This is a genomic window from Schleiferilactobacillus perolens DSM 12744, from assembly GCF_001435585.1.
GTDB classification, from domain to species: domain Bacteria; phylum Bacillota; class Bacilli; order Lactobacillales; family Lactobacillaceae; genus Schleiferilactobacillus; species Schleiferilactobacillus perolens.
Window position 1 is genome coordinate 238,646 of record NZ_AZEC01000003.1, and the last position, 20,542, is coordinate 259,187.

A 20,542-nucleotide genomic window follows, 5' to 3' on the forward strand; every position below is an offset into this window, starting at 1 on the left:
GTCTGCAAGCGCCATCATAATCTGCTAAACTGGATTTATATATGCGTATTGGACGAAAGGGAGAATAATCGACATGGCAGATTTAGTGGTCATTGATGTGGGCGGCACATCAATTAAGCACGGGATAATGCACGAAGGTCATTTAACAGCGGAGGGCAGCGTGCCAACACCAGCGACGCTGCCAGAATACTATTCCGCCTTGAGCGCAATTGTGGCGGATGCCAAAAAGAATTGGCAACCAGTGGGGGTAGGAATCAGTTCGCCAGGCGCAGTCAACAAAAAGACTGGCGTCATTGAAGGCGCCAGTGCGGTTAAGTATATTCATAATTTCCCCATCATACCGGAATTGGCGGAACGCTTCGGCCTGCCCGTCAGCATTGAGAACGACGCCAATTGCGCGGCTCTTGCTGAACTGGCTAGTGGTGCTGCTCAGGGAAGTCAAAACATGCTGTTTCTGGTGATCGGCACAGGCATCGGCGGCAGTGTCATTGTGAATGGCGAAGTCATCCATGGCCGGCATTTGTTTGGCGGCGAATTTGGTTACATGATGATGAACGATACGGACATTCTCAGCCGGGTTGGCTCACCAGTGCACCTAGGGGAACGTTACACGGATCGCAAAGATGACGGCCAGGTGTATTCCGGCAAAGATGTACTGAATTTGGCCGAGCAGGGTGATTCGTTGGCAAAGGCGGAAACGGAAATCTTTTACAAGGCACTGGCCACGGCGATTTATAATTTATCCTATGCCTTTGATCCCGACAAAGTCATTCTTGGCGGTGGAGTTTCCCAAGCCGACTTCTTGATCCCACATGTGAAAGAACACATTCAAAAAATTCTGGATCATGTCCCCATTGCGCCGTTCATGCCGGATATTGCACTCGCCCACTATCGCAGCCAAGCCAATTTGATTGGTGCTGCAACTGACTTTTGGACAGAACACGCTGATCTACGGGATGACCACGAGATAAATTAATATCAAGGCACCCACCACGGACCCCAGTAACGTCAACACCAGCCGTCGCTGGTGTTTTTCTTTGGTCAAATATAACGAATACAACACGGTACTCAAAAACATGGCAATGAGTCCCGCTAATAGAATTGTGAAACCGCGATAGGCGGGATTGGCCACAATAATGGCACTAATGAGACTTGCCACGCCCAGGACGGCACTGGCAGCGAACCACCCAATCTGATTGGACTCCATTTTTCTTCCTACTTTCTTGCAGAGAATCGTCTTTAAATGACGAATACATAGGCCAGTACATAGATCACATAAACGCCGACCAGTGCGGCGCCTTCTTTGCGGTCAATTTCATCCCGTTGGCCGTCGATGACGAACCACCCTACCAATAGTAAAACGAATAACAGCATTGGGAAAGTGACCAAGTAGAAAACTTTAGGCAAAAATATAGTGGTGGGGGATAAGGCAATCGTCAATCCATTGACTAGTAATAAATTCATCACGTTGGCACCGATGATGTTACCGAATGCCAACCCGCCAAAACCGTTTTTTGCTGCAATGTAGGCCGTAATGATTTCGGGAAAACTTGTCCCCAACGCGACGACTGTCGCTGAAACAATGGCTTCGTCGATGCCTATCCGGCTGGCAATTTCACCACTGCTATCTACCAGGGCGTTGGCACTGATGGCAATCAAAATACCGCAGCCGAAGATCCACAGCACATGCTGTAATTTAGATGGCGATTTAGCCGCTGAAGCAGTCACCGGCGGCGTTTCATCCGTATGATCCAGCGCAGTATCCGATTTTGTTTGATCACGCCGGTTTTGCCGAATCAGCATATAGATGTATCCGGGAATCATGAGCAAGAAGGCAATGCCTACCCAACGGGGTAAATGCCCAGGACCAAAGAGCAAGGTCGTGCACGCAGCAAAAATCATCAATAATGAACCCGTGAGCAGCAGTTGAATTCGGCTCAAGTTGTTTCGCGCCACTGGAATCGTCCCAGTCAGCGCACCGATTCCCAAGACGATACTCATATTCGTGATCACCGACCCGGTCGCGTTACCGACCGAGAAATCAGTGACCCCTTGAATAATGGCGATGATCGCAATGGCAATTTCGGCCAAAGTTGTGCCCAAGGCGACCACAGTCGCGCCCACCAACACATCCGAGACACCGGCCTCCTGCGATAAATGGGTTGCATGATCCACCAATACATCCGCGGCACGGGTTAAAGTGGCCAGTGTCATAAGAAAAATCAGAATAAGTACCCACATTGGGCTAGTTGCAATAAAATCAGCCATAAAAGACCCCTTTCAAGAGAAAAATCGAGTTGCATACAATTATTTTAGCATATCCGATTAAGCGCATGCATTCAACGGCGCCAACGCTTCACACTGTGCCGTATGTGAGCATTGCGACATATATCCGTCCGACTAACTGATATACTTTAAACAGAGGTGATGTGGGATGCTGCCAACTAAAATGCGGGCAGTCGCTGCGTTTCAGGCGTTACCGATCCGTGACCCCAATAGTTTGCAAGATGTGTGGCTGCCTTTGCCGACCGTTCAAGATAATGATGTGCTGGTACGGGTGCAAGCCATTTCGATGAATCCGGCCGATGTCCGTTTTCGCCATGCCATTCGGGGCAAAACTCGCCCCCATGTATTGGGCTACGACGGGGTAGGTGAAATTGTGGCAGTCGGCACCCAAGTGCACGACTATGCCATTGGCGATCGCGTCTATTATATGAGTGCCCGCCGGCGCCACGGGACCAATGCAGAATATCAAGTGATTGATCAACATCTAATTGCCAAGGCGCCGCGGACTGGTTCACTGGCGCAGATTGCCGCACTGCCGTTAACCGCGATTACCGCTTGGGAACTGCTCTTTGAACGGATGGATATTCGCCCAGCGGCGGGGGCGAATAATGGTTCTATCATGGTGGTTAATGCAGCCGGTGGCGTGGGCAGTATTTTGATTCAATTGGCCCAGTGGGCAGGCCTGGACGTGATTGGCGTGGCCAGCCGTGTGAATTGGCCCTGGTTGCAGAAGTTTGGCGTGACCCAGTTGGCTGATTACCATGACGATTTGACCTCCCAAGTCCAAAAACTCGGTTACGATTATATTGATTATATTGCATTACTCTACGATCCTGTTCCATACTTTGGGACAGTGGCGGATGTGATTGCGCCGATGGGTCATGTGGGCATGGTGGTGGATTCTAACACGCCCTTGCCGGTGGATTGGTTGAAGGGCAAATCAGTCAGTATCGACTGGGAGTATGTATTTGCTAAAAGCGATTATGCGTATCGGATGAACACCCAAGGTGAAATCTTGCGTTGGATTGCCGAGTTAGTGGATGACAGCACGATTAAATCCACGATTGCCTATAAATTCAATGGCATCAACGCCCAGAATCTCCGCCAAGCCCAGGCGATGCTTGAAACCAAGAACACCATTGGTAAAATCACATTAGAGGGTCCGTTTGATGGAGATGCAAAAGAATTAGATGACGTTAAACTGGAGGAATCGCAATCGTATGTCGAATAAACGTTGGTGGTGGATACTGATCGTCATTCTCATGACCGGAGCGTTCGCGCTGCTGGTCACACGGGTGAACGCAGGTTGGTACAGTCAACCGGTGGGTCAGATCACTGCCGTACATAATGGGGCGGCTAAGAAAAACACTGATGAGCACGGTAATACGGATATGCAGACCCATCAAACATTGACCGTCAAGATGCTCAACAGTGCACAGCGAGGCCGCAGTTTTACCACGGGGAATACTTTTACCCGATCAGGTGCAGTGGATCAACCGTATCGGACAGGGCAACAGGTTTTTATCACGTGGCAAAACAACACACACACTAAACTATCGATTACCAACCAGAAACGGGATACTGTCATTGTGCTGCTGGCCTGGTTGGTTGTGGTGATGTTGATGGCGATTTTGCGGTGGCGTGGTGCAGTTGCTATTTTTAGCGTTGTTGCCAATGTCTGTCTTTTCCTCATTGCTATCCAACTGGAGTTGTTGCAGTACGGCGCTTCGATGTTATGGATCTTTGCAATCTTGACTGTTTTGTTTACGATTGTGACATTGTTATTGATTTTAGGTTGGAAACGACAATTCGTGGTCGCCAGTGTCGCTACATTGGCGGGCACCTTTATCGCTTATGGCATTTTTATTTTAGTGCTCCATTTAACGGGTGAAGAGGGACTCCACTATGAAGCAGTGGCGTACACCGTCCAACAGCCCAAACCAATATTTTGGGCCAGTATTATGATCGGCGCTCTGGGAGCCATCATGGATGAAACATCAGATATTTCATCCGCCTTGGCTCAAATTGTGGTGGAGACGCCCACCGTCCATCGCTGGCAGCTATTTCGTTCAGGTATGAATATCGGACGCGAAATTGTGGGACCATTGATTAGCATTTTGTTCATGATCTTTATGGCAGACACATTCCCGATGGCGGTGTTATATCTCGATAATGGGAATAGTTTTGCCCAGACGTTCACCTGGACGATGTATCTTGGAATGGTTCAGTCGTTAGTATCCGCCATTGGGATTGTCATCACTGTTCCATTGACCAGTATTCTTAGCGTATTTTGGTTAGGAGGCCGCCGATAATGGATGTCATCAGTGCATTAGGTCTGGTTCTCCTAGTGTTGTTGGTCGCGGTTTGCGGCAAAAGTGGATTAACGATTTTCTTTGGTTTGGTGTTAAACTTTGTTCTTTTGTTTATCACGGTGACCCTTTTCGGGTTGGGCGCTCCGCCCATCATCACGACCTTACTCGTGAGTGCGGTGATCCTAGCGGTGATCGTGTTCTTCAGTGCGGCAGGCAATCGGGTCACACGCATTGCCTATGTCGTTTCCCTGGCGGTCATGATGGTATTATGTGGGTTAGCTTGGCTAATCCAGTATTTTGCCAATATTCAAGGGTTCGGTAACGAAGTGGGGGAAGACATCGGTGGTTTTTCACTGCTGATTGGGGTTCCCTTTGGCCAAATCGTGGTTGCCATCCTGACGCTGTCGGCGTTGGGCGCTGTAGCAGAAGCCAGTATTGCGGTGACCAGCGGCCTCTTTGAAGTCGCCGATACGGTGCCTAATATCACGCCTAGTCAGTTATTTGCGGATGGTCAGGTGATTGGTGGTAAAATTATTGGCACGGCCTTAAATACATTGTTTTTTGGCTTTTTCGGCAGTTATTTGGCACTCTTCATCTGGTTTGTTCAGTTGAAATATTCGCCAGGCCTTTTGTTAAACGATAAACTGTTCATCAGTGAAGCAGCCTCTGTGCTTCTGTCCACCATGGGCGTTGTGGCCACTGTACCTCTATCCACATGGGTCGTGAGCTGGTCATTGCGCCACGGTAAGGCAGATAAGAAAAAGAAAGAAGTGAAAGAGTAACCGTGGCAAAACGACGGAAATATCACCGGCGCGGCCGCAAGCAAACCCCTATTGCGACCATTGGTTCAATTCTGCTCATTTTACTGGTCGCCTTTTTATTCAATCAATTCGGCGGTGGTGGAGCGAGTTCGGCCAATCGACAAACCGGTACTAGCCAATCAGCTAGTACCAGTCAAGTGGTCAGCGACAGTGCCAGTCACAACAGCGATACGGCGACCAGCAGCAGTACCAGCCAAACTGGTAATCGTAATTGGCAGGCCACCTATCAATCGTTAGCCAATCTGACTTTTCAATCGGGAAATCCAGCCGCGATTAATGTCAATAATGGGAAAAGTACATTGGCCATATCTGCATGGCAAAACAATCACATTGCATATGGTAATTTGGACCGGTTGAACCGGACTACCACTGTGACGGCCTACTTGCAGCAGAGTAATTTAGGGAAATCCGCTGGGCGGCCTGCTCAGAATTGGAAGCCAACCGGATGGCATCAGGAATATCGGGTGATTAATGGCGATCGCATTCCCGTGGTCAATCGCGGCCACTTGATTGCCTATACCATGACCTTTAACCTGAATAGTGATGGTCAACCTCAGCAAGGGGCTGAAGGCAGCTCGGATAATCCGAAGAATTTAGCCACCCAGACCGAGTTTTCTAATCAAAAGACCATGCAGGTGTATGAACAGGCGGTGCGTGATGCCTTGGGGCGGGGGACTAAAGTCATTTATCAAGTCACTACTGTCTTTCGCGGAGATGAGTTGATGCCGCGGGGATATTGGTCCCAAGCGGTGTCGGCGGATGGGCAATTGAACTTCAATGTTTATATTTGGAACGTAGAACCGCAAATTCAGTTTGATTACGCCACTGGGCGCAACACCATCAACCGCAGCATGCAAGTGCGGCCATTGAATCAATAAATCGAAAGCTCAGCATACTAAAACAGCCTTTCAATGGAATTCCAAATGAAGGGTTGTTTTAGTATCTATTTAATTTAATTGTGGGTTGTTAATCGGGTCAGCCAATCGCCCACCGCTTGGACGATGAAGACCATGATGAGGATGATGATCATCGCGACCCAGACGACGTCGTTTTGGAACCGTTGATAACCCAGTGAAATGGCCAGGTTACCTAAACCGCCGGCACCGACTGCACCGGCCATAGCGGTTAAGCCAATTAGGGAAATCAGCGTAAGGACAGAAACGCGGATCAAATCCGGAAGTCCCTCCCGCAGATAGACCCGCAGGATGATATCCCAGTTGGAAGCGCCCATGGCCTGCGCCGCTTCAATGATGCCGCGATCGACTTGGACCAGGGCGTTTTGCACCTGGCGGGCATAGAACGGAATCGTGCCGACGACCAAAGGAACGATAGCGGCAGTATTACCGATACCGGTACCGACAAGAGCTTTGGTGACCGGATAAATCACGGCCAGCAGAATTACAAATGGAATGGATCGGAAGATGTTGACCAACTTATCCAGAATACTGTAAGTGGCCGGGTGGGGAACGATGCCGGACTCGTCGAAGACCACCAGACAAATTCCCACGATGAGGCCTAAAAATCCAGCAATAATGGCAGATACAACGGTCATATAGAGCGTCTCCAAAGTGGCTTGCCAAACCTGGGGCCAGATCAAGGAAACGTTAGGCATTAATTGATTGATGAAAGACATTAGGCCACCGCATCTCCCTTCGGATCCAAGACCGTCACAGTCACGCCTTCTTGGCGCAACTGGGCAAAGGCGGCCGGAAACTTGCTGATATCGCCGCTGAGAATCACGATCAGGTTACCCACCGGGGTATCCTGCAGAAACTCCACATTCCCATACAAAATATTGGCAGTGATACCAAATTGTTGATACAGATCGGCAATCAACGGCTGGTCCGTGCTGGCACCGACATAGGATAGATGCAGCAACTGGGCGTTAGCGGCGAGATTGATTACGGCCGGCTGGCGCCGGACTTCCGCAAGGGCCGTATCCAGTTGAGCTGCTGTGTTGATGAAGTCTTTGGTCAGCTGCTTTTGTGGTTTGGAGAAAATATCCAGCAATGGTCCCCGCTCCACGATCTCGCCCTCTTCCATCACGGCCACATGATGGCAAATGGCTTTCACCGCCGCCATTTCATGGGTAATCAAGACGATGGTAATCCCAAGATCTTGGTTGACCTGTTTCAGCAAATCCAGAATTTCACCGGTGGTTTTTGGATCAAGGGCGCTGGTGGCTTCGTCACACAACAGAATCTTGGGATCGTTGGCCAATGCCCGGGCAATGCCCACCCGCTGTTTTTGGCCGCCAGAGAGTTGCGCCGGATATGCGTCGGCCTTATCGTCCAGACCAACTAGATGTAATAGATCCTTGACCTTCTTCTCCCGCTGGGGCCGGGTCAATTGGCTGTACCGCAAGGGATAATCAATATTATCGGCGATGGTACGGGAATTCATCAGATTGAAGTGTTGAAAAATCATGCCGATCTTGCGGCGTGCCTGGCGCAGCTGACTGGTATTCAGTTTGCCCAAAGTTTGGCCATTGACCACCGCCGTTCCGCTGGTGGGTAATTGCAGATAGTTCATGGTCCGAACGAGGGTGGATTTACCTGCGCCGGAATAACCGACGATCCCGTAAACATCACCTCTTTCGACTTGTAAAGAGACATCTTTGACCGCATGTACGGTGCTTTTCTTATCACGGAAGGTCACCGTGATGTGTTCTAAATCAATAATGGGTTCACTCATCGGGGTGCCCACTCCTTTCTATTGAAAGAACGCACAAACCGACCCGGGTTGGCGGATCGGTAATGGCGTCTATTCAGCTGGTCAGTCACTTGGCTAGATCTTCAAAAATATGATCCAGAAAGTCAATCCCCTGATGATAATCTGCGATCCGGATGTTTTCGTTTGGGGCGTGGGGACCGCTCTGGGCATAACCAATACCAAAGGCCAGCAGTGGCGCATGCAGGTAATGATTGAACAGATACATCGGTCCGGTACCCGCGGAACTGGGCAGCAGTTCGACTTGATCATCGCCATAGATGGCCTTTGCGACAGTGGTGATACGACTGACTAAGGGTGCATCAAGACCAGAACGGTAGCTCTTTTCACCCATCAAGTATTCTACCTTAATGTCAGCGAAACCGTGTTTTTTTAAGTGGGCACGCACAAGATCGGCCACTTCTTCTGGATCCAAATCTGGGACAAGGCGAATGTCGAGTTTAGCGCGCGCGGTATGGGGCAAAACGGTTTTGACCCCTTCGCCTTCGTATCCACCGGTCAAACCGGCAATGTTGAGGGTGGGGGAGAACGCGGCCGCACCGGCAATATCGTCAGTTAGGAAAGGCCGAGTTAAGCCGTGGGCGGTTTTGATCGCCGCACCATCCACGTTTTCGGCAGCCACTAATTGCTTCTCCCGGTCAGTGGGCGGGACGATCTTGTCGGTGAGACCGTCGATGAGCAGTTTATTGGTGCCCACTGCGCGCAATGTACTTAACGCCTGGACGAGGCGGACACCGGCACCTTCAATGAAAGCGGCGGTGGAAGAATGGATGTCTTCTGCCGCGGTGGTGGCGACGAGGTCGATACAGCAAATTCCTTTATTCCCACCCGTAATTTGTAATTGCTCTTGCGCATTCTTGCTGCCGGATTCCCAAACCACAACATCTGCTTTGAAGGTATCGGCGTATTTTTCCAGATACTTCTCCAAGTGCTGGCTGGCGATTTCTTCTTCACCTTCCAGCAGGAACTTCACTCGACATGGCCAGTCGCCATGCTCCGCATGATAAATACGCAGTGCACACAACCGGGCAATTAAGTCGCCCTTACAATCTGCGGTGCCCCGACCGACCAGCTTGCCGTCTTTCTCAGTCAAGGTAAACGGTTCTGAGTGCCATAAGTCCAACGGTTCTGGCGGTTGCACATCATAGTGATTGTAAAAAAGGATCGTTGGCGTGGTCGCGGTCACATGCTCTGGAGTGAACTCGCCATGGATGACTGGGTTGGGCCAGTCAGAAAACACTTCAGCTTGCCCGCCAATCTTGGTGATCAGTTGCTGGAGAAAGGCGACAGTTTCAGGAATCCCTTTTTTCTGGGCGGAAACGGAAGGAATGGCAATATACTCCGCTAAATAGTGGGTAAATTGATCAATGATTTGCTGTTTATCGACGCTCATAGAAAGCTCCTTTCAATGGCTGCTGTTTAAATTTATTTGAGGGTGATATCCCATGCTGGAATGTCGGCACCCTTATAGTACTTTTGCAAAAGCTTCTTGGTGGCTTCTGTTTGATAAGCCTTGACCAAGTCCAAGTAAGTCTTGTTCTTGGCGTCCTTCTTATTGGCAGCGATGATGTTGATGTAAGGCTTGGACTTCTTGTTGACTTTTTCAACGTACAATGCGGACTTAGGATTCAATCCGGCATCATTAGCCACACCATCATTGACAACGGCGGCAGTGGCATCCGATAAAGCCCGGGCAGTTTGTGCGGCGTCCAAAGCAGTGATCTTCAAGTTCAACTTGTTTTCAGTAATATCGGCGGTTGTCGGTAATGCTTTCTTGTCCAGCTTGATCAAACCGATGGTGGCTAAGACATTCAATGCCCGACCTTCGTTGGTGGCATCGTTCGGGATGGCAATTTCGTCACCCTTCTTGATATCCTTGACGGACTTGATTTTCTTAGAATACAACCGGATCGGTGCTAAGACTGTATCGCCAATGCTGACGATGTCGGACTTGTGGGCCTTGTTCCAGTTGTCCAGGAAGAATTGGTGCTGGAAGGCATTGAGATCAATGGAACCGTCGCTCAACGCGGCGTTGGGTTGGTTGTAATCGGTGAATTTAGTGATCTTTAAGTCAATGTTGTACTTTTTCTTGGCGACTTTACCGACAGCCTGCCAGATCCGGTCATCACTGCCCATGATCCCGATTTTAACGGTCTTAGCGGCAGATGAACCAGCGGCACTGTTGCTCTTATTGCTGCCGCAAGCAGCGAGTAAGAAGAATAACGGCAAAGCCAAAGCGATGGTAATTAACGTTCTTTTCAATGATTTCTTCATGATGATGTTCCTCCAATTTTGAGAGAGGGCGCAGCGGACCGGTTAGAAGCGTCGGGATAAGGGTAAGCAAGCAGAAAACCCGCACTTAGGTTTTATGCTTGCTTACCCTTATCCCCTAGCTTCTGGTCCGCGTAGCCCGTTTGAGATAAGGACAGGATTCAAGTTACGTACACACGATGTCTTCACATCCGACTCCCTGTCGACCGAAAGTGGGATGCAAAAAAACTCCGCTCCTAGTATAAAAACTAGAAGCGGAGTTCCCGCGGTACCATTCTAATTCACGCCTTGATTTACACCAAAACGCCTCGCCAACGTACAGACACCAATTGTGCCGTCATACGCGTGCATGATAATGGATGCCAGCCATTGCAGTCTTACCAAAAAGGTTCGATGCACCGATTCCAGGCCATTTTCGCGCCGCCGCACTACCTCACTCTCAGCTACCGTGAGTTTTCTGTACAGTCTAAGCTTCGCTACTTTCCTGTTCTCGTCGTTTTTTCGCAACTTGAATTGTTAAAGATGATGATAGCCAGGTGAAAAGGAAATGTCAAGCATTTAGTTCAGAGGGCGGAGCCGACCGGTTAGAAGCGACCCGTTTGTGGGGGCGATTGTAAAGGGGGGCCCTCGCCAGCCGTGCCAAAGCTGCGCAATCTCCAGCCCATTTCAGCCTCCGATTGCTCCGAATTGGCACTACCAGCGTAGCATCAGCTTCCCTTACTAGTCTTAATTGTACCAAGTCGAAGTCACTTTTCTCCAATCTGCCCAAATTCATCCACGCCACTTGTTACGAGTGCCCAAAACACGTTTTTTTCGCGTTTTTTCGTAGTGCCGTAATCGTTTTCGTGCTATGGTGGAAGTATTGAAAGCTAAGCATAATTAGCTTTCAAAACAGTGTCACAGCACGATTGAGCAGACGTAAACGGGTTTTGACCCGTGACAAAAAGGAGTGTTTTTTCAATGGACAAGCATTGGTGGCAAGAAGCAGTTGTATATCAGGTCTATCCGCGGTCATTCCAGGATTCCAATGACGATGGCATTGGTGATCTGGAAGGGGTACGCCAGCGCCTAGATTACATCAAGAAATTAGGGGCAGACGTAATTTGGTTAAATCCAATTTATCGTTCCCCCAATGATGACAACGGCTACGACATCAGTAATTATGAATCCATCATGCCGGACTTTGGGACGATGGCTGATTTTGATAAATTACTTAAGGATGCCCATGCCAAAGGCTTGAAGATCGTGATGGACCTGGTGGTTAACCACACGTCCGATGAACACCACTGGTTCATGGAAAGCCGTAAGAGTCGGGATAATGCGTATCGGGATTACTATATCTGGCAAGATCCCGTCGACGGTCATGCCCCCAATGATTGGCAATCGTCATTTTCGGGCAGCGCGTGGCAGCTTGACGAAACTACCGGCCAATATTACCTGCATCTTTTCTCCAAGAAACAACCCGACTTAAACTGGCGCAATACCAAGGTGCGCAAGAGCATCTATGACATGATGACCTGGTGGCTGGATAAGGGAATTGATGGTTTCCGAATGGATGTCATCAACTTGATTTCTAAGACCAAGGATTTTGCCCCGTCGGCGGCGCATCCTGTTCCTCGGCGTCCAGCCAATGGCCCCCATGTCCATGAATACTTACAAGAAATGAACAAGCAGGTATTGAGCAAATACGACATTATGACCGTCGGTGAAACGCCCAGCGTGCACCCGAAAGACGCGTTGCAATATGCCGGTTTCAATACCCACGAGCTCGATATGGTATTCCAATTTGAACATATGGGTATCGATAGCGACAAGGAACTCGGTAAGTGGCGGCCGCAGCCATGGCAGTTGAGCCAGTTGAAGACCATCATGAGTAAATGGCAAACCGAATTAAATGGTCAGGCGTGGAATTCGCTGTATTGGAATAACCACGATCAGCCCCGAGTTGTCTCCCGTTTTGGTAATGACACCCCGGAATTCCGGGAACGTTCTGCCAAGATGCTGGGGGCTGTGTTGCATTTCCAACAGGGGACACCGTATATTTATCAAGGCGAAGAAATCGGCATGACCAATGTAGCCAGCTTCAACTCCATTGAGGATTATCGGGATATCGAAACACTGAATGCTTATCGGGAACTGGTAGAAGAGAAAAAGGTGCTGACCCATCCAGAAATGATGGCTGCCATTCATCATTCTTCCCGGGACAATGCCCGGACTCCGATGCAGTGGGATAATTCTGTCAACGCTGGTTTTGCACCAGAAGGCGTGGACCCGTGGATTGCTGTCAATGCCAACTTTGACACAGTCAATGTGAAGGCGGCGTTGGCCGATCCGAATTCCGTATTCTATTTCTATCAAAAGATGAACGAATTGCGGAAACAATACCCGATCATCACGTATGGCGATTATACATTATTGGCCCCGGAAGATGAGCAGACCTGGACGTATACCCGTCAGTTAGATGGACAAACGTTGAAGTTAACAGCGAACTTCACTAAGGAAGCCGTCACGCGGGACGAAGCCGCGGAACTGCCAGACAGTCAACTCATTCTGAGCAACTATGATGATGACCAAGGCAAGCAATTGCGGGCATACGAAGTCAAAGTCTATCTGACGAAGTAATTTTAGCAATCAAAAAAGCGTGATCAGGCGGATCACGCTTTTTTGGTGCTTACTGAAAGAGTGCGGCACTACCGGCCGGGACATAAATCAAATCACGTTTGACCAATTCCTCACCGATTTGAACGGCGTTCCAAGCGGCACCTTTTAACAAATTATCGGACACAACCCACATATGGTACGCGCCTGGATTTTCCTCATCCGCCCGAATCCGGCCGATGAAGGTATCCCGTTTGCCAGTAGCGTTCAAAGGTTGGGGATAAAGCTGGTGGGAGGGATCATCTTGGACAACCACGCCTGGTGCCTTTGCTAAAACTGATCGTAATTCAGCGGGTGTTGGATGCTGATCGGTTTCGAAGTACACCGTTTCACCGTGACTGATAGGTACTGGGACCCTGACACAGGTAGCGGTCACTTTGGGCAATGCGGCATTCTTGTCATTCATCATGATCTTTTTGGTTTCGTGAATCATTTTCCACTCTTCGTGGGTGTAGCCATCATCTTCAAACACATCAATCTGCGGTAAAAGATTGAAGGCTAACGGATAATGATTGTCGCCACCGCGGACGGGCAGAATTTGGGCATCCATCGGTTGATCGTTGACATAGGCCTTGGCCTCCGCCAACAATTCGTTCAACGCACTTTGCCCAGCGCCGCTGGCCGCCTGATACGTGGAAACGATAACCTGGTGGAGACCAAATTGTTGGCGGATAGGTTCTAATGCGACCACCATTTGGATGGTGGAACAGTTCGGGTTGGCGATAATGCCATGGTGATTCGCCAGGGCTGCCGCATTCACTTCTGGTACCACCAACGGTACGTGATCGTTCATGCGCCAATAACTGGTGTTATCGATACAGACTGCTCCTGCCGCAACAGCCGCCGGCAGCAACTGTTTTGACACACTACCACCCGCCGAGGCCAAGACCAAATCGACTCCGGCAAAGGAATCTGGCGTGGCCTCTTCAACAGTCACGGACTGTCCCTTGAAGCTTAACTGCTTGCCCGCCGACCGTGCAGAGGCCAGTAAACGGATCTGTTTCACTGGAATCTGAGAAACAGCCAATTGACTAATCAACCGCGTCCCCACCGCGCCAGTAGCCCCTAAAATGGCCACAGTATATTCTTTTTCTGCCACAACAATTCTCCTTTTTCTGAAAATATATGTGAATATGTAGTGCAAAGATTGGGATGGGACAAAATTATGAACGCTTCTGGATATGGTGCTAACATTATTGCGCGTGCCATTAGATGTCAAGCACTTGACAAAAAAGTGAATTATCGATTAACTTAGGTCAATTATATTGGGAAGCGGGCGGCTATTTCGTGAAGGTCATCAAGTTTGGCGGTTCCTCACTGGCAACAGGGTCTGAAGTGGAGAAGGCCATCAATATTGTCCGCGCAGATCCCGCCCGGCAAGTGATGGTGGTTTCAGCTCCCGGTAAGCGATTCAGCGGTGATGTCAAGGTGACCGATTTATTGAGCGAATTAGCGACCGCCACTCAAGCTGGTCAAGACACCACCACCTTGGTAGAACAAATATTGGTCCGGTACATGACCATTGCGGACCACTTCGAGTTAGACGGTCAGCGAGTGGGGGATCATTTTCGCAATCATTTACAGACGATTGCTGAAACCGATTATCCCAATTCAGAGTTTTTGTTCGCTGCCTTTCTTGCCCAGGGAGAATGGATGAATGCCCATCTCATTGCTCAGATCATGGCCAAACTGCACCTCAATGCCCGCTGTGTATCGCCGGCCGACTTAGGCATGGTCGTGGTGGGATCGCCCCGCCAAGCACAGTTGGCGCCCAGCAGTTATGACCGGTTGGCGGATTTCCCTTTAATTCCGGGGGAAACCATCGTGGTACCCGGTTTTTTTGCATTTGATCAGCAGGGCCACATAGCCATGTTTGCTCGGGGCGGTTCAGATATTACCGGGGCCATTTTGGCCCGGGGATTGGGCGCAACCTTGTATGAAAACTTCACAGATGTCTCGGCCATTTATGCGGCTGATCCACATATCATTGCCCATCCCCGGCCGATTAATACCCTCACTTATCGGGAAATGCGAGAGCTGGCCTATGCCGGTTTTTCGGTGTTCAATGATGAAGCAATCATTCCCGCAATCCAAGGTAATATTCGTATCAACATCAAGAATACCAATGATCCCGAGGCCCCCGGGACGATGATTGCTCCCACAAAAGAAGTGAATCACCATCACTTGATCACTGGGATCGCGGCCAGCGACGGATACACGGTGCTATACATTCATCGCTATTTATTAAACCGAGAAGTTGGGATGACGATGAAAATTTTGCAAGTGCTGGCTAAATATCACGTCAGTTATGACCAGATGCCCGGGGGCATTGACGATTTATCGATTATTTTTGCTAAAAAGCATCTCACGACTACCATCGAGGCCGCATTGACCCGGGAAATCACCACGGCGGTAGCGCCTGATCGGTTGAAGTGGCTGCCAGATTTGGCGATCGTGGAGGTCGTGGGTGAGGGCTTATCCCACCGAACGGATCTCATTGCCCGCATTTTGACCCAGTTAGCCACCGTCGAAATCGCGCCGGTGATTATCAGCCAAGGAGCGGCCCGGATCAATCTCACAATTGGTGTCGATACGACCCAAGCCGCGGCCGCCGTCCAGGCGCTTTATGCCCTGAGTGAAGAAGAAAAATAGGACCTAGACAGATAAACTATTGAGGTGATTGGTATGGTACGTGTGTGGCTGACAAATGGGTTAACCGGCGATCGCGACAGTCAGCCGGCAAAAACGGCGCTGCGGATTTTGGTACTCAATTTAATGCCGAATCGGGCGGTCACAGAACAGCAATTTCGGTCTATTTTTATCGCAACGGGTGGTAACGTGGCAGTCACTTTTTGTCTTCCGGCGACGCATCATATTCGCCATCATGCCCAAGAAATCCATGCCGCCTATGCCACTTTTCCTCAGATTCGAGATCAATTTTTTGATGGGTTCATTATTACCGGGGCCCCGTTAGATCAGGTTTCCTTTGATGCGGTGGATTACTGGCCGGAATTACAAGAAATGATGACCTGGCGTCAGACCCATGTGCGCCAAAGCCTCTTTTTGTGTTGGGGCGCCTATGCTGCAGGGGCGATCACCGGGGCTTATGTCGGCCATCAAATACCGGATAAAATTACAGGCGTCTTTACCGTTGATGGTTTCACCATGCCTCAGTCGCGGTATTTTGTCGTACCGGCCGCAGATGTGCATCATGGCCGCATTGTCGCAGGGTCGAAAGCGTTGGGGGCAGTGATTACGGAAGATCCAGATGATGCGGCCACCTATGTGGCGGGACATTTTGAGTATTCAGCGAATACATTGGCCCAGGAGTATTTTCGCGATTTGCGGCGTCATGGTGATCGCGCACCGCGGCCGCAACATTATTTTTTAGATGATGGCCGCTGGTTATTCAATTGGCGTCCGGATGCCGTACGCTTTTACCGCCATTGGCTGCAATTACTTAGCGACCAAGACTCTGCATTCACCGATCAGGTGAGCACCTCGCCAACGGGAATCAGTCCATTGACGCTGGAGCAAGCATGGACCCGGCTGCAACAAGCAAATGGCCCAGTCATTGGGCCGGCCGATTTACCCTTGGATGAGGCGGTACCGGCCACTAATTACGTGGCATGGAACGGGATTAATGTCGATAATTTGTTGTTCGTTATGACTGCGGCGACAGAGCTGGTCTGGCTAGTGGACCGACCGGGGCGGCCAGTGGATATCCCGGGGGCCATCAGCGTGCTGCGCGCGGTCTATCCGAACGTGTCCATTATGACCACTGAATTGAGGCAGGAGGTAGCAAATGAACACCATTAATGTGGGTATTTTAGGACTTGGGACAGTGGGTGCGGGGGTATTGACAATTTTACGGCAGCCTCATCCTGATTTGGCCGGTCTCAATTTTCGAGTGACGCGGGCCGCAGTCCGGCACGTCACGGCTGCACGGGAACAAAAATATCCAGAGATTGCACTGACCACAGAACCGCAAAGTATTGTCACGGATCCCCATATTCAAGTGGTGGTGGAGGTGATGGGCGGTGTCGAATCGACCTGGCCATTGTTGAAGACGGCGCTCACTCAGGGCAAACATGTCATTACGGCCAATAAAGATTTAATTGCCCAACACGGGGATGAACTGAGCACCATTGCTCGAGCCCATTCGGTCGCTCTGTTTTACGAAGCGGCGGTGATGGGCGGCGTGCCGATCCTGCACACGTTAACGCACACCTATGCGAATGATCGAATTCACCGCTTGGTCGGTATTGCGAATGGTACCAGCAATTTCATTTTGAGCCAAATGCACCAAGCTGGCCGGACCTATCAAGAAGCATTAACACTAGCGCAGCAAAAGGGATTTGCGGAAGCCGATCCAATCAACGATGTGGCGGGAATTGACGCGGCGTATAAGTTGACGATTCTGGCGCGGGTGGCGTTTGGCGTCCATCCGAGTGCGCAAGACATCAATTGTCAAGGTATCGCCGGTCTGAGTCCAACAGACTTTACCGCAGCCACTCACTGGTATCAGGTGATTAAACCATTGATCGTGGCAGATCAGCAGCAGGGTTCGCTGGCACTCACGGTGAGCCCGTTTGCAATTTCGCAGAACCATCCGTTAAGTCGGATTGATAATGAAAACAATGGCATAGTGATTAACTCGGTCAATTTCCAAGAAATGCTGCTAGCGGGGCCAGGCGCGGGGGCATTGCCCACCGCCGGCTCCGTGATCGCAGATTTGGCGACAGTCGGTCACGCCATCCAGGCCCAACGCGTCCCTGTGTTTGCGCCACTAATAGCCGTTGGGCCATCTTTGTTGCCGCCTGAGGCATACCGTGCACAGCGATTTTTGGCGTGGCAAGGATCAACACTGCCAGATACACTACCCGTGATTGATCGGCAGATTAGTGCAAATGGCATAATTTATGCGTTAACACAATCTGTGAGTGTTGCAGAAGTGAGACTTTGGCAAGAAAAGTATCCGACACAATTGTTACGTCAATTTCCAGTGCTAAGCGATTAATGTGTAGATAATCGCCGCTATAATTAAAATATTATTGTTAATTTTTCCCACTTTATGGTACGCCTGAAGTGATCGAGATTATTTTCACGGAAGGAGGGATCAGTCTTGCGGGTGGAGCTCGAACCTGTGTCCACGGATCAGGTGCCAGAAATCTTTCAGCATATCCGCGAGCGTTTGGTGGCCAACCAAATGGTGACTAACAAAGGTGAGATGATCAATCAGATCACGCCTTGGCCAGGATATGAAAAGACGGAAGTCAACGGTATTCGAGTGTTTCAGTATATCGATCTGCGCTGTCAGCCCACCATGACGATCGTTTCACCGATCATCACGGATGAGAGTTACGAAAAAGTAAGTAAACGACCACTTTGGCTGGTGATCTTATTGTGCTGGGACGGTCATACGGATCAGCTCAGTTTGGCTCACTTAGCCACGCAATTGCATAATGAAGAAGTGTCGCAAGAATTACGCAGTGTACCGCCAAGTCTCTTATCCGCGGCAATTCGCGGACTGATGGCTCGGGAGAATTAGTAATCAATAATCAGCGTCTTTTCATCGATTCATGGGATGAAAGGACGCTGTTTTTGAATGCACCGCCCTTGCCGCCTGTTTTAACTAGACCAGTATCCTCGCCAAGTATGCCTTGCTGGTCCCTGAAGCACTTCGCTACACTGGGAATATAGAGATGACGGCCAGTTGGCAATTCGCTGGCAATTGGATCTCTGAAGTTGGTATGGCGGATAGAACAGGAAGGTGAGGTGAACCAATGCGTTCTGGAACGAAGCTCTTGTTGACTGTCCTGGGGGTGAGCGCACTGCTTGCACCATTAATGCTGCTGATTGTGGCGGCGCCAGCGGTCGATTGGTTGATGCCATTGCGCAACTGGATGACCACTCGATCTTGGATTGGCACTGTGGCAGCAATCTTGAGTATTTGGACATTATTGTTCTTGCTCGGGACCATTGCGCGGATTTTGTTCCGCAAGAGCACCACGAATCAATTGACGTTCAACACGGATCAAGGTCAGCTGCACATTTCTGAAACAGCGGTGGCCCGCACTGTGGAAAGGGCTATCGTGAGTCAGTATCCCGTGGTTAATGCAACTGTGGCGGTTTCTTTACTTGCACGGGGGCAAAAGGCCCGCGTTCGGGTAGAAGCGTTCACCCAACAGAACCAGGATTTGAAGCAGTTGGGGGCAGATATTGAACAAACCGTCCGCACCGCGCTGCAAAACACACTGGGGATTCCAGTGGAAAAAGTACGCGTGACAGTGGCCTCTGGCCGACCGGCAGGGGCACGGGTGATTTGAGAGAGGTGATTATGATATGAGCCAAGCAATGCGTTTTGCATTAATTGGGGGTCTCATTACCGCGGCGATTATCATCACGGGGTTTTGGTCTGCTTTATTGATCGTGGTGGTGGCATTGATCTGCTGGGTCATTGGGGCCTTCCAAAGCGGTGAAATTTTACCAGTTTTGAAGAATATTCAGCGCATGTTGCAAAGCTAACGGTTAATGGTAGAAGGAATGAGGTGTCAGGGGAATGGAAATGACGAATACGGCAGTAACGAATACACCGACGGTGGATACACTAACTTTTTCAGACAATGTGATCACCAAAATTGCCGGGATTGCCATCCGCGAGGTGGATGGGGTATTGGCACTCAATGGCGGGTTCTTCGATGATTTGGCCGACAAATTCCGCTCACGTGTCGATCTGACGAAGGGCATCAGTGCCGAAGTGGGCGATAAACAGACGGCCATTGATGTCGATTTGGTACTGGAATACGGGCGCGATGCCCAAGAGATCTTCACTCAAATCTGTGAACGGGTGCGCCAACGCATCGAGGGGATGACCGGTTTGAGTGTGGTGGAACTTAATGTGCATGTAAGCGACGTGCTGACCCGGGAAGCGTGGCGCAAACAAGCGTCTGATAATGAAATTGCCCGGCAAAAGAAATTAGCAGCACAAGCCACTGCCTAACTGAATAACTCAAATGAGAAAGGATGTTTTTCAATGACAACAGCAACGATGGATCCTAAAGCAATGACGAATGTAAATAAGGAGCTCTCCTTTAACGATAATGTAGTGGCCAAGGTCGCTGCCCGTGCCGCTAGCGATATTGATGGGGTACTTGATCTTAAGGGTAACATGATGGACAACATGACCAATATGTTCACTTCTGGCGATACCCGCGGAGTCAGCGTGGATGTCCAAGAAAATCAAGAAGTAGCCGTATCCTTCGATGCCGTTTTGGAATATGGCAAGAGTGCGCCGGCAATTTTTGACCGGGTGGTAGCCACAGTATGCAAGACTATTCCTGAGTTAACCGGTCTGAAGGTGACTGAAGTAAAGATGGACGTGAAGGACATGTTGACGCGGGAAGAATGGAATGAAAGTAATAAGCAAGAAGACGAGAAGTAAGATCGCATACGCATAAAAGA

Annotated in this window: 21 protein-coding genes; 14 read left to right on the forward strand and 7 right to left on the reverse strand. The window is 49.9% G+C overall.

Annotated elements, in window-relative coordinates; genetic code table 11:
* The first annotated feature begins 73 nt into the window (after positions 1-73).
* Complete coding sequence (locus tag FD09_RS04810) at positions 74-976, forward strand: ROK family protein (RefSeq protein WP_057818884.1); 903 nt, start codon at positions 74-76, stop codon at positions 974-976.
* Here FD09_RS04810 and FD09_RS04815 read toward each other — a convergent pair.
* Both FD09_RS04815 and FD09_RS04820 read right to left on the reverse strand, forming a co-directional pair.
* Positions 950-1,207, reverse strand: a complete 258-nt coding sequence (locus FD09_RS04815) for a hypothetical protein (RefSeq protein WP_057818887.1) — start codon at positions 1,205-1,207, stop codon at positions 950-952. The two genes, FD09_RS04810 and FD09_RS04815, sit on opposite strands and share 27 nt — an antisense overlap.
* Before the next feature lie 32 nt (positions 1,208-1,239).
* Positions 1,240-2,241, reverse strand: a complete 1,002-nt coding sequence (locus FD09_RS04820) for a sodium:calcium antiporter (RefSeq protein ID WP_235812209.1) — start codon at positions 2,239-2,241, stop codon at positions 1,240-1,242.
* Between the two features lie 193 nt (positions 2,242-2,434).
* On the opposite strand from FD09_RS04820, the gene FD09_RS04825 reads away from it, so the two are divergent.
* The 4 genes from FD09_RS04825 to FD09_RS04840 are packed head-to-tail and all read left to right on the forward strand — an operon-like array spanning position 2,435 to position 6,297.
* Positions 2,435-3,517: a zinc-binding alcohol dehydrogenase family protein gene (locus FD09_RS04825; RefSeq protein WP_057818891.1), complete on the forward strand. Its 1,083-nt coding sequence runs from the start codon at positions 2,435-2,437 to the stop codon at positions 3,515-3,517.
* Positions 3,507-4,598, forward strand: a complete 1,092-nt coding sequence (locus FD09_RS04830) for a YibE/F family protein (RefSeq protein ID WP_057818893.1) — start codon at positions 3,507-3,509, stop codon at positions 4,596-4,598. The genes FD09_RS04825 and FD09_RS04830 overlap by 11 nt, the downstream gene beginning before the upstream one ends.
* Entirely contained in the window at positions 4,598-5,380 is a 783-nt protein-coding gene (locus FD09_RS04835; RefSeq protein WP_057818895.1) for a YibE/F family protein, read from the forward strand. The genes FD09_RS04830 and FD09_RS04835 overlap by 1 nt, the downstream gene beginning before the upstream one ends.
* Positions 5,381-5,382: 2 nt before the next feature.
* Complete coding sequence (locus FD09_RS04840; RefSeq protein WP_057818897.1) at positions 5,383-6,297, forward strand: DNA/RNA non-specific endonuclease; 915 nt, start codon at positions 5,383-5,385, stop codon at positions 6,295-6,297.
* 74 nt (positions 6,298-6,371) lie between these two features.
* On the opposite strand, the gene FD09_RS04845 is transcribed toward FD09_RS04840, so the two are convergent.
* The 4 genes from FD09_RS04845 to FD09_RS04860 all read right to left on the reverse strand — a co-directional run bounded on the left by FD09_RS04845 (position 6,372) and on the right by FD09_RS04860 (position 10,411).
* Positions 6,372-7,052: a methionine ABC transporter permease gene (locus FD09_RS04845; protein WP_057818899.1), complete on the reverse strand. Its 681-nt coding sequence runs from the start codon at positions 7,050-7,052 to the stop codon at positions 6,372-6,374.
* On the reverse strand, positions 7,052-8,113 hold the full coding sequence (locus FD09_RS04850; RefSeq protein WP_057818901.1) for a methionine ABC transporter ATP-binding protein: 1,062 nt from the start codon (positions 8,111-8,113) through the stop codon (positions 7,052-7,054). Before FD09_RS04850 ends, FD09_RS04845 begins: the two co-directional genes overlap by 1 nt.
* A gap of 85 nt (positions 8,114-8,198) precedes the next feature.
* Complete coding sequence (locus tag FD09_RS04855) at positions 8,199-9,542, reverse strand: M20/M25/M40 family metallo-hydrolase (protein ID WP_057818903.1); 1,344 nt, start codon at positions 9,540-9,542, stop codon at positions 8,199-8,201.
* Between the two features lie 32 nt (positions 9,543-9,574).
* Entirely contained in the window at positions 9,575-10,411 is an 837-nt protein-coding gene (locus tag FD09_RS04860; RefSeq protein ID WP_420806838.1) for a MetQ/NlpA family ABC transporter substrate-binding protein, read from the reverse strand.
* A 969-nt stretch (positions 10,412-11,380) separates the two neighbouring features.
* On the opposite strand from FD09_RS04860, the gene FD09_RS04865 reads away from it, so the two are divergent.
* The gene (locus tag FD09_RS04865) at positions 11,381-13,042 is read left to right on the forward strand and encodes a glycoside hydrolase family 13 protein (protein ID WP_057818907.1); all 1,662 of its coding nucleotides are present in this window, start codon (positions 11,381-11,383) and stop codon (positions 13,040-13,042) included.
* Between the two features lie 49 nt (positions 13,043-13,091).
* On the opposite strand, the gene FD09_RS04870 is transcribed toward FD09_RS04865, so the two are convergent.
* Positions 13,092-14,177 (reverse strand): aspartate-semialdehyde dehydrogenase, encoded by a 1,086-nt coding sequence (locus FD09_RS04870; protein WP_057818909.1) that lies wholly within the window; start codon positions 14,175-14,177, stop codon positions 13,092-13,094.
* Between the two features lie 188 nt (positions 14,178-14,365).
* Between FD09_RS04870 and FD09_RS04875 the strand changes: the two genes are divergently transcribed.
* From FD09_RS04875 to FD09_RS04910, 8 genes are all read left to right on the forward strand, one after another.
* Positions 14,366-15,730, forward strand: coding sequence for an aspartate kinase (locus FD09_RS04875; protein WP_057818911.1), 1,365 nt, complete (start codon positions 14,366-14,368; stop codon positions 15,728-15,730).
* Between the two features lie 33 nt (positions 15,731-15,763).
* A complete protein-coding gene (locus tag FD09_RS04880; protein WP_057818913.1) occupies positions 15,764-16,897 on the forward strand; it encodes a homoserine O-acetyltransferase/O-succinyltransferase family protein in 1,134 nt (377 codons plus the stop codon).
* Positions 16,884-18,098, forward strand: a complete 1,215-nt coding sequence (locus FD09_RS04885) for a homoserine dehydrogenase (protein WP_057818915.1) — start codon at positions 16,884-16,886, stop codon at positions 18,096-18,098. Before FD09_RS04880 ends, FD09_RS04885 begins: the two co-directional genes overlap by 14 nt.
* Positions 18,099-18,203: 105 nt before the next feature.
* Positions 18,204-18,629 (forward strand): hypothetical protein, encoded by a 426-nt coding sequence (locus FD09_RS04890; RefSeq protein ID WP_057818917.1) that lies wholly within the window; start codon positions 18,204-18,206, stop codon positions 18,627-18,629.
* A gap of 235 nt (positions 18,630-18,864) precedes the next feature.
* Complete coding sequence (amaP, locus tag FD09_RS04895) at positions 18,865-19,407, forward strand: alkaline shock response membrane anchor protein AmaP (RefSeq protein WP_057818919.1); 543 nt, start codon at positions 18,865-18,867, stop codon at positions 19,405-19,407.
* A gap of 16 nt (positions 19,408-19,423) precedes the next feature.
* Complete coding sequence (locus tag FD09_RS04900) at positions 19,424-19,606, forward strand: DUF2273 domain-containing protein (protein ID WP_057818921.1); 183 nt, start codon at positions 19,424-19,426, stop codon at positions 19,604-19,606.
* Positions 19,607-19,640: 34 nt separating this feature from the next.
* Positions 19,641-20,081: an Asp23/Gls24 family envelope stress response protein gene (locus FD09_RS04905; RefSeq protein ID WP_235812210.1), complete on the forward strand. Its 441-nt coding sequence runs from the start codon at positions 19,641-19,643 to the stop codon at positions 20,079-20,081.
* A gap of 33 nt (positions 20,082-20,114) precedes the next feature.
* Positions 20,115-20,522: an Asp23/Gls24 family envelope stress response protein gene (locus tag FD09_RS04910; protein WP_157053684.1), complete on the forward strand. Its 408-nt coding sequence runs from the start codon at positions 20,115-20,117 to the stop codon at positions 20,520-20,522.
* The last annotated feature ends 20 nt before the right edge of the window (positions 20,523-20,542 follow it).

What these genes read in the sequence shown, in the direction of transcription:
- FD09_RS04810 (WP_057818884.1), top strand. Translation starts at nt 74, where the DNA reads ATGGCAGATTTAGTGGTCATTGATGTGGGCGGCACATCAATTAAGCAC.
- FD09_RS04815 (WP_057818887.1), bottom strand. Translation starts at nt 1,207, where the DNA reads ATGGAGTCCAATCAGATTGGGTGGTTCGCTGCCAGTGCCGTCCTGGGC.
- FD09_RS04820 (WP_235812209.1), bottom strand. Translation starts at nt 2,241, where the DNA reads ATGTGGGTACTTATTCTGATTTTTCTTATGACACTGGCCACTTTAACC.
- FD09_RS04825 (WP_057818891.1), top strand. Translation starts at nt 2,435, where the DNA reads ATGCTGCCAACTAAAATGCGGGCAGTCGCTGCGTTTCAGGCGTTACCG.
- FD09_RS04830 (WP_057818893.1), top strand. Translation starts at nt 3,507, where the DNA reads ATGTCGAATAAACGTTGGTGGTGGATACTGATCGTCATTCTCATGACC.
- FD09_RS04835 (WP_057818895.1), top strand. Translation starts at nt 4,598, where the DNA reads ATGGATGTCATCAGTGCATTAGGTCTGGTTCTCCTAGTGTTGTTGGTC.
- FD09_RS04845 (WP_057818899.1), bottom strand. Translation starts at nt 7,052, where the DNA reads ATGTCTTTCATCAATCAATTAATGCCTAACGTTTCCTTGATCTGGCCC.
- FD09_RS04850 (WP_057818901.1), bottom strand. Translation starts at nt 8,113, where the DNA reads ATGAGTGAACCCATTATTGATTTAGAACACATCACGGTGACCTTCCGT.
- FD09_RS04855 (WP_057818903.1), bottom strand. Translation starts at nt 9,542, where the DNA reads ATGAGCGTCGATAAACAGCAAATCATTGATCAATTTACCCACTATTTA.
- FD09_RS04865 (WP_057818907.1), top strand. Translation starts at nt 11,381, where the DNA reads ATGGACAAGCATTGGTGGCAAGAAGCAGTTGTATATCAGGTCTATCCG.
- FD09_RS04880 (WP_057818913.1), top strand. Translation starts at nt 15,764, where the DNA reads ATGGTACGTGTGTGGCTGACAAATGGGTTAACCGGCGATCGCGACAGT.
- FD09_RS04885 (WP_057818915.1), top strand. Translation starts at nt 16,884, where the DNA reads ATGAACACCATTAATGTGGGTATTTTAGGACTTGGGACAGTGGGTGCG.
- amaP (WP_057818919.1), top strand. Translation starts at nt 18,865, where the DNA reads ATGCGTTCTGGAACGAAGCTCTTGTTGACTGTCCTGGGGGTGAGCGCA.
- FD09_RS04900 (WP_057818921.1), top strand. Translation starts at nt 19,424, where the DNA reads ATGAGCCAAGCAATGCGTTTTGCATTAATTGGGGGTCTCATTACCGCG.
- FD09_RS04905 (WP_235812210.1), top strand. Translation starts at nt 19,641, where the DNA reads ATGGAAATGACGAATACGGCAGTAACGAATACACCGACGGTGGATACA.
- FD09_RS04910 (WP_157053684.1), top strand. Translation starts at nt 20,115, where the DNA reads ATGACAACAGCAACGATGGATCCTAAAGCAATGACGAATGTAAATAAG.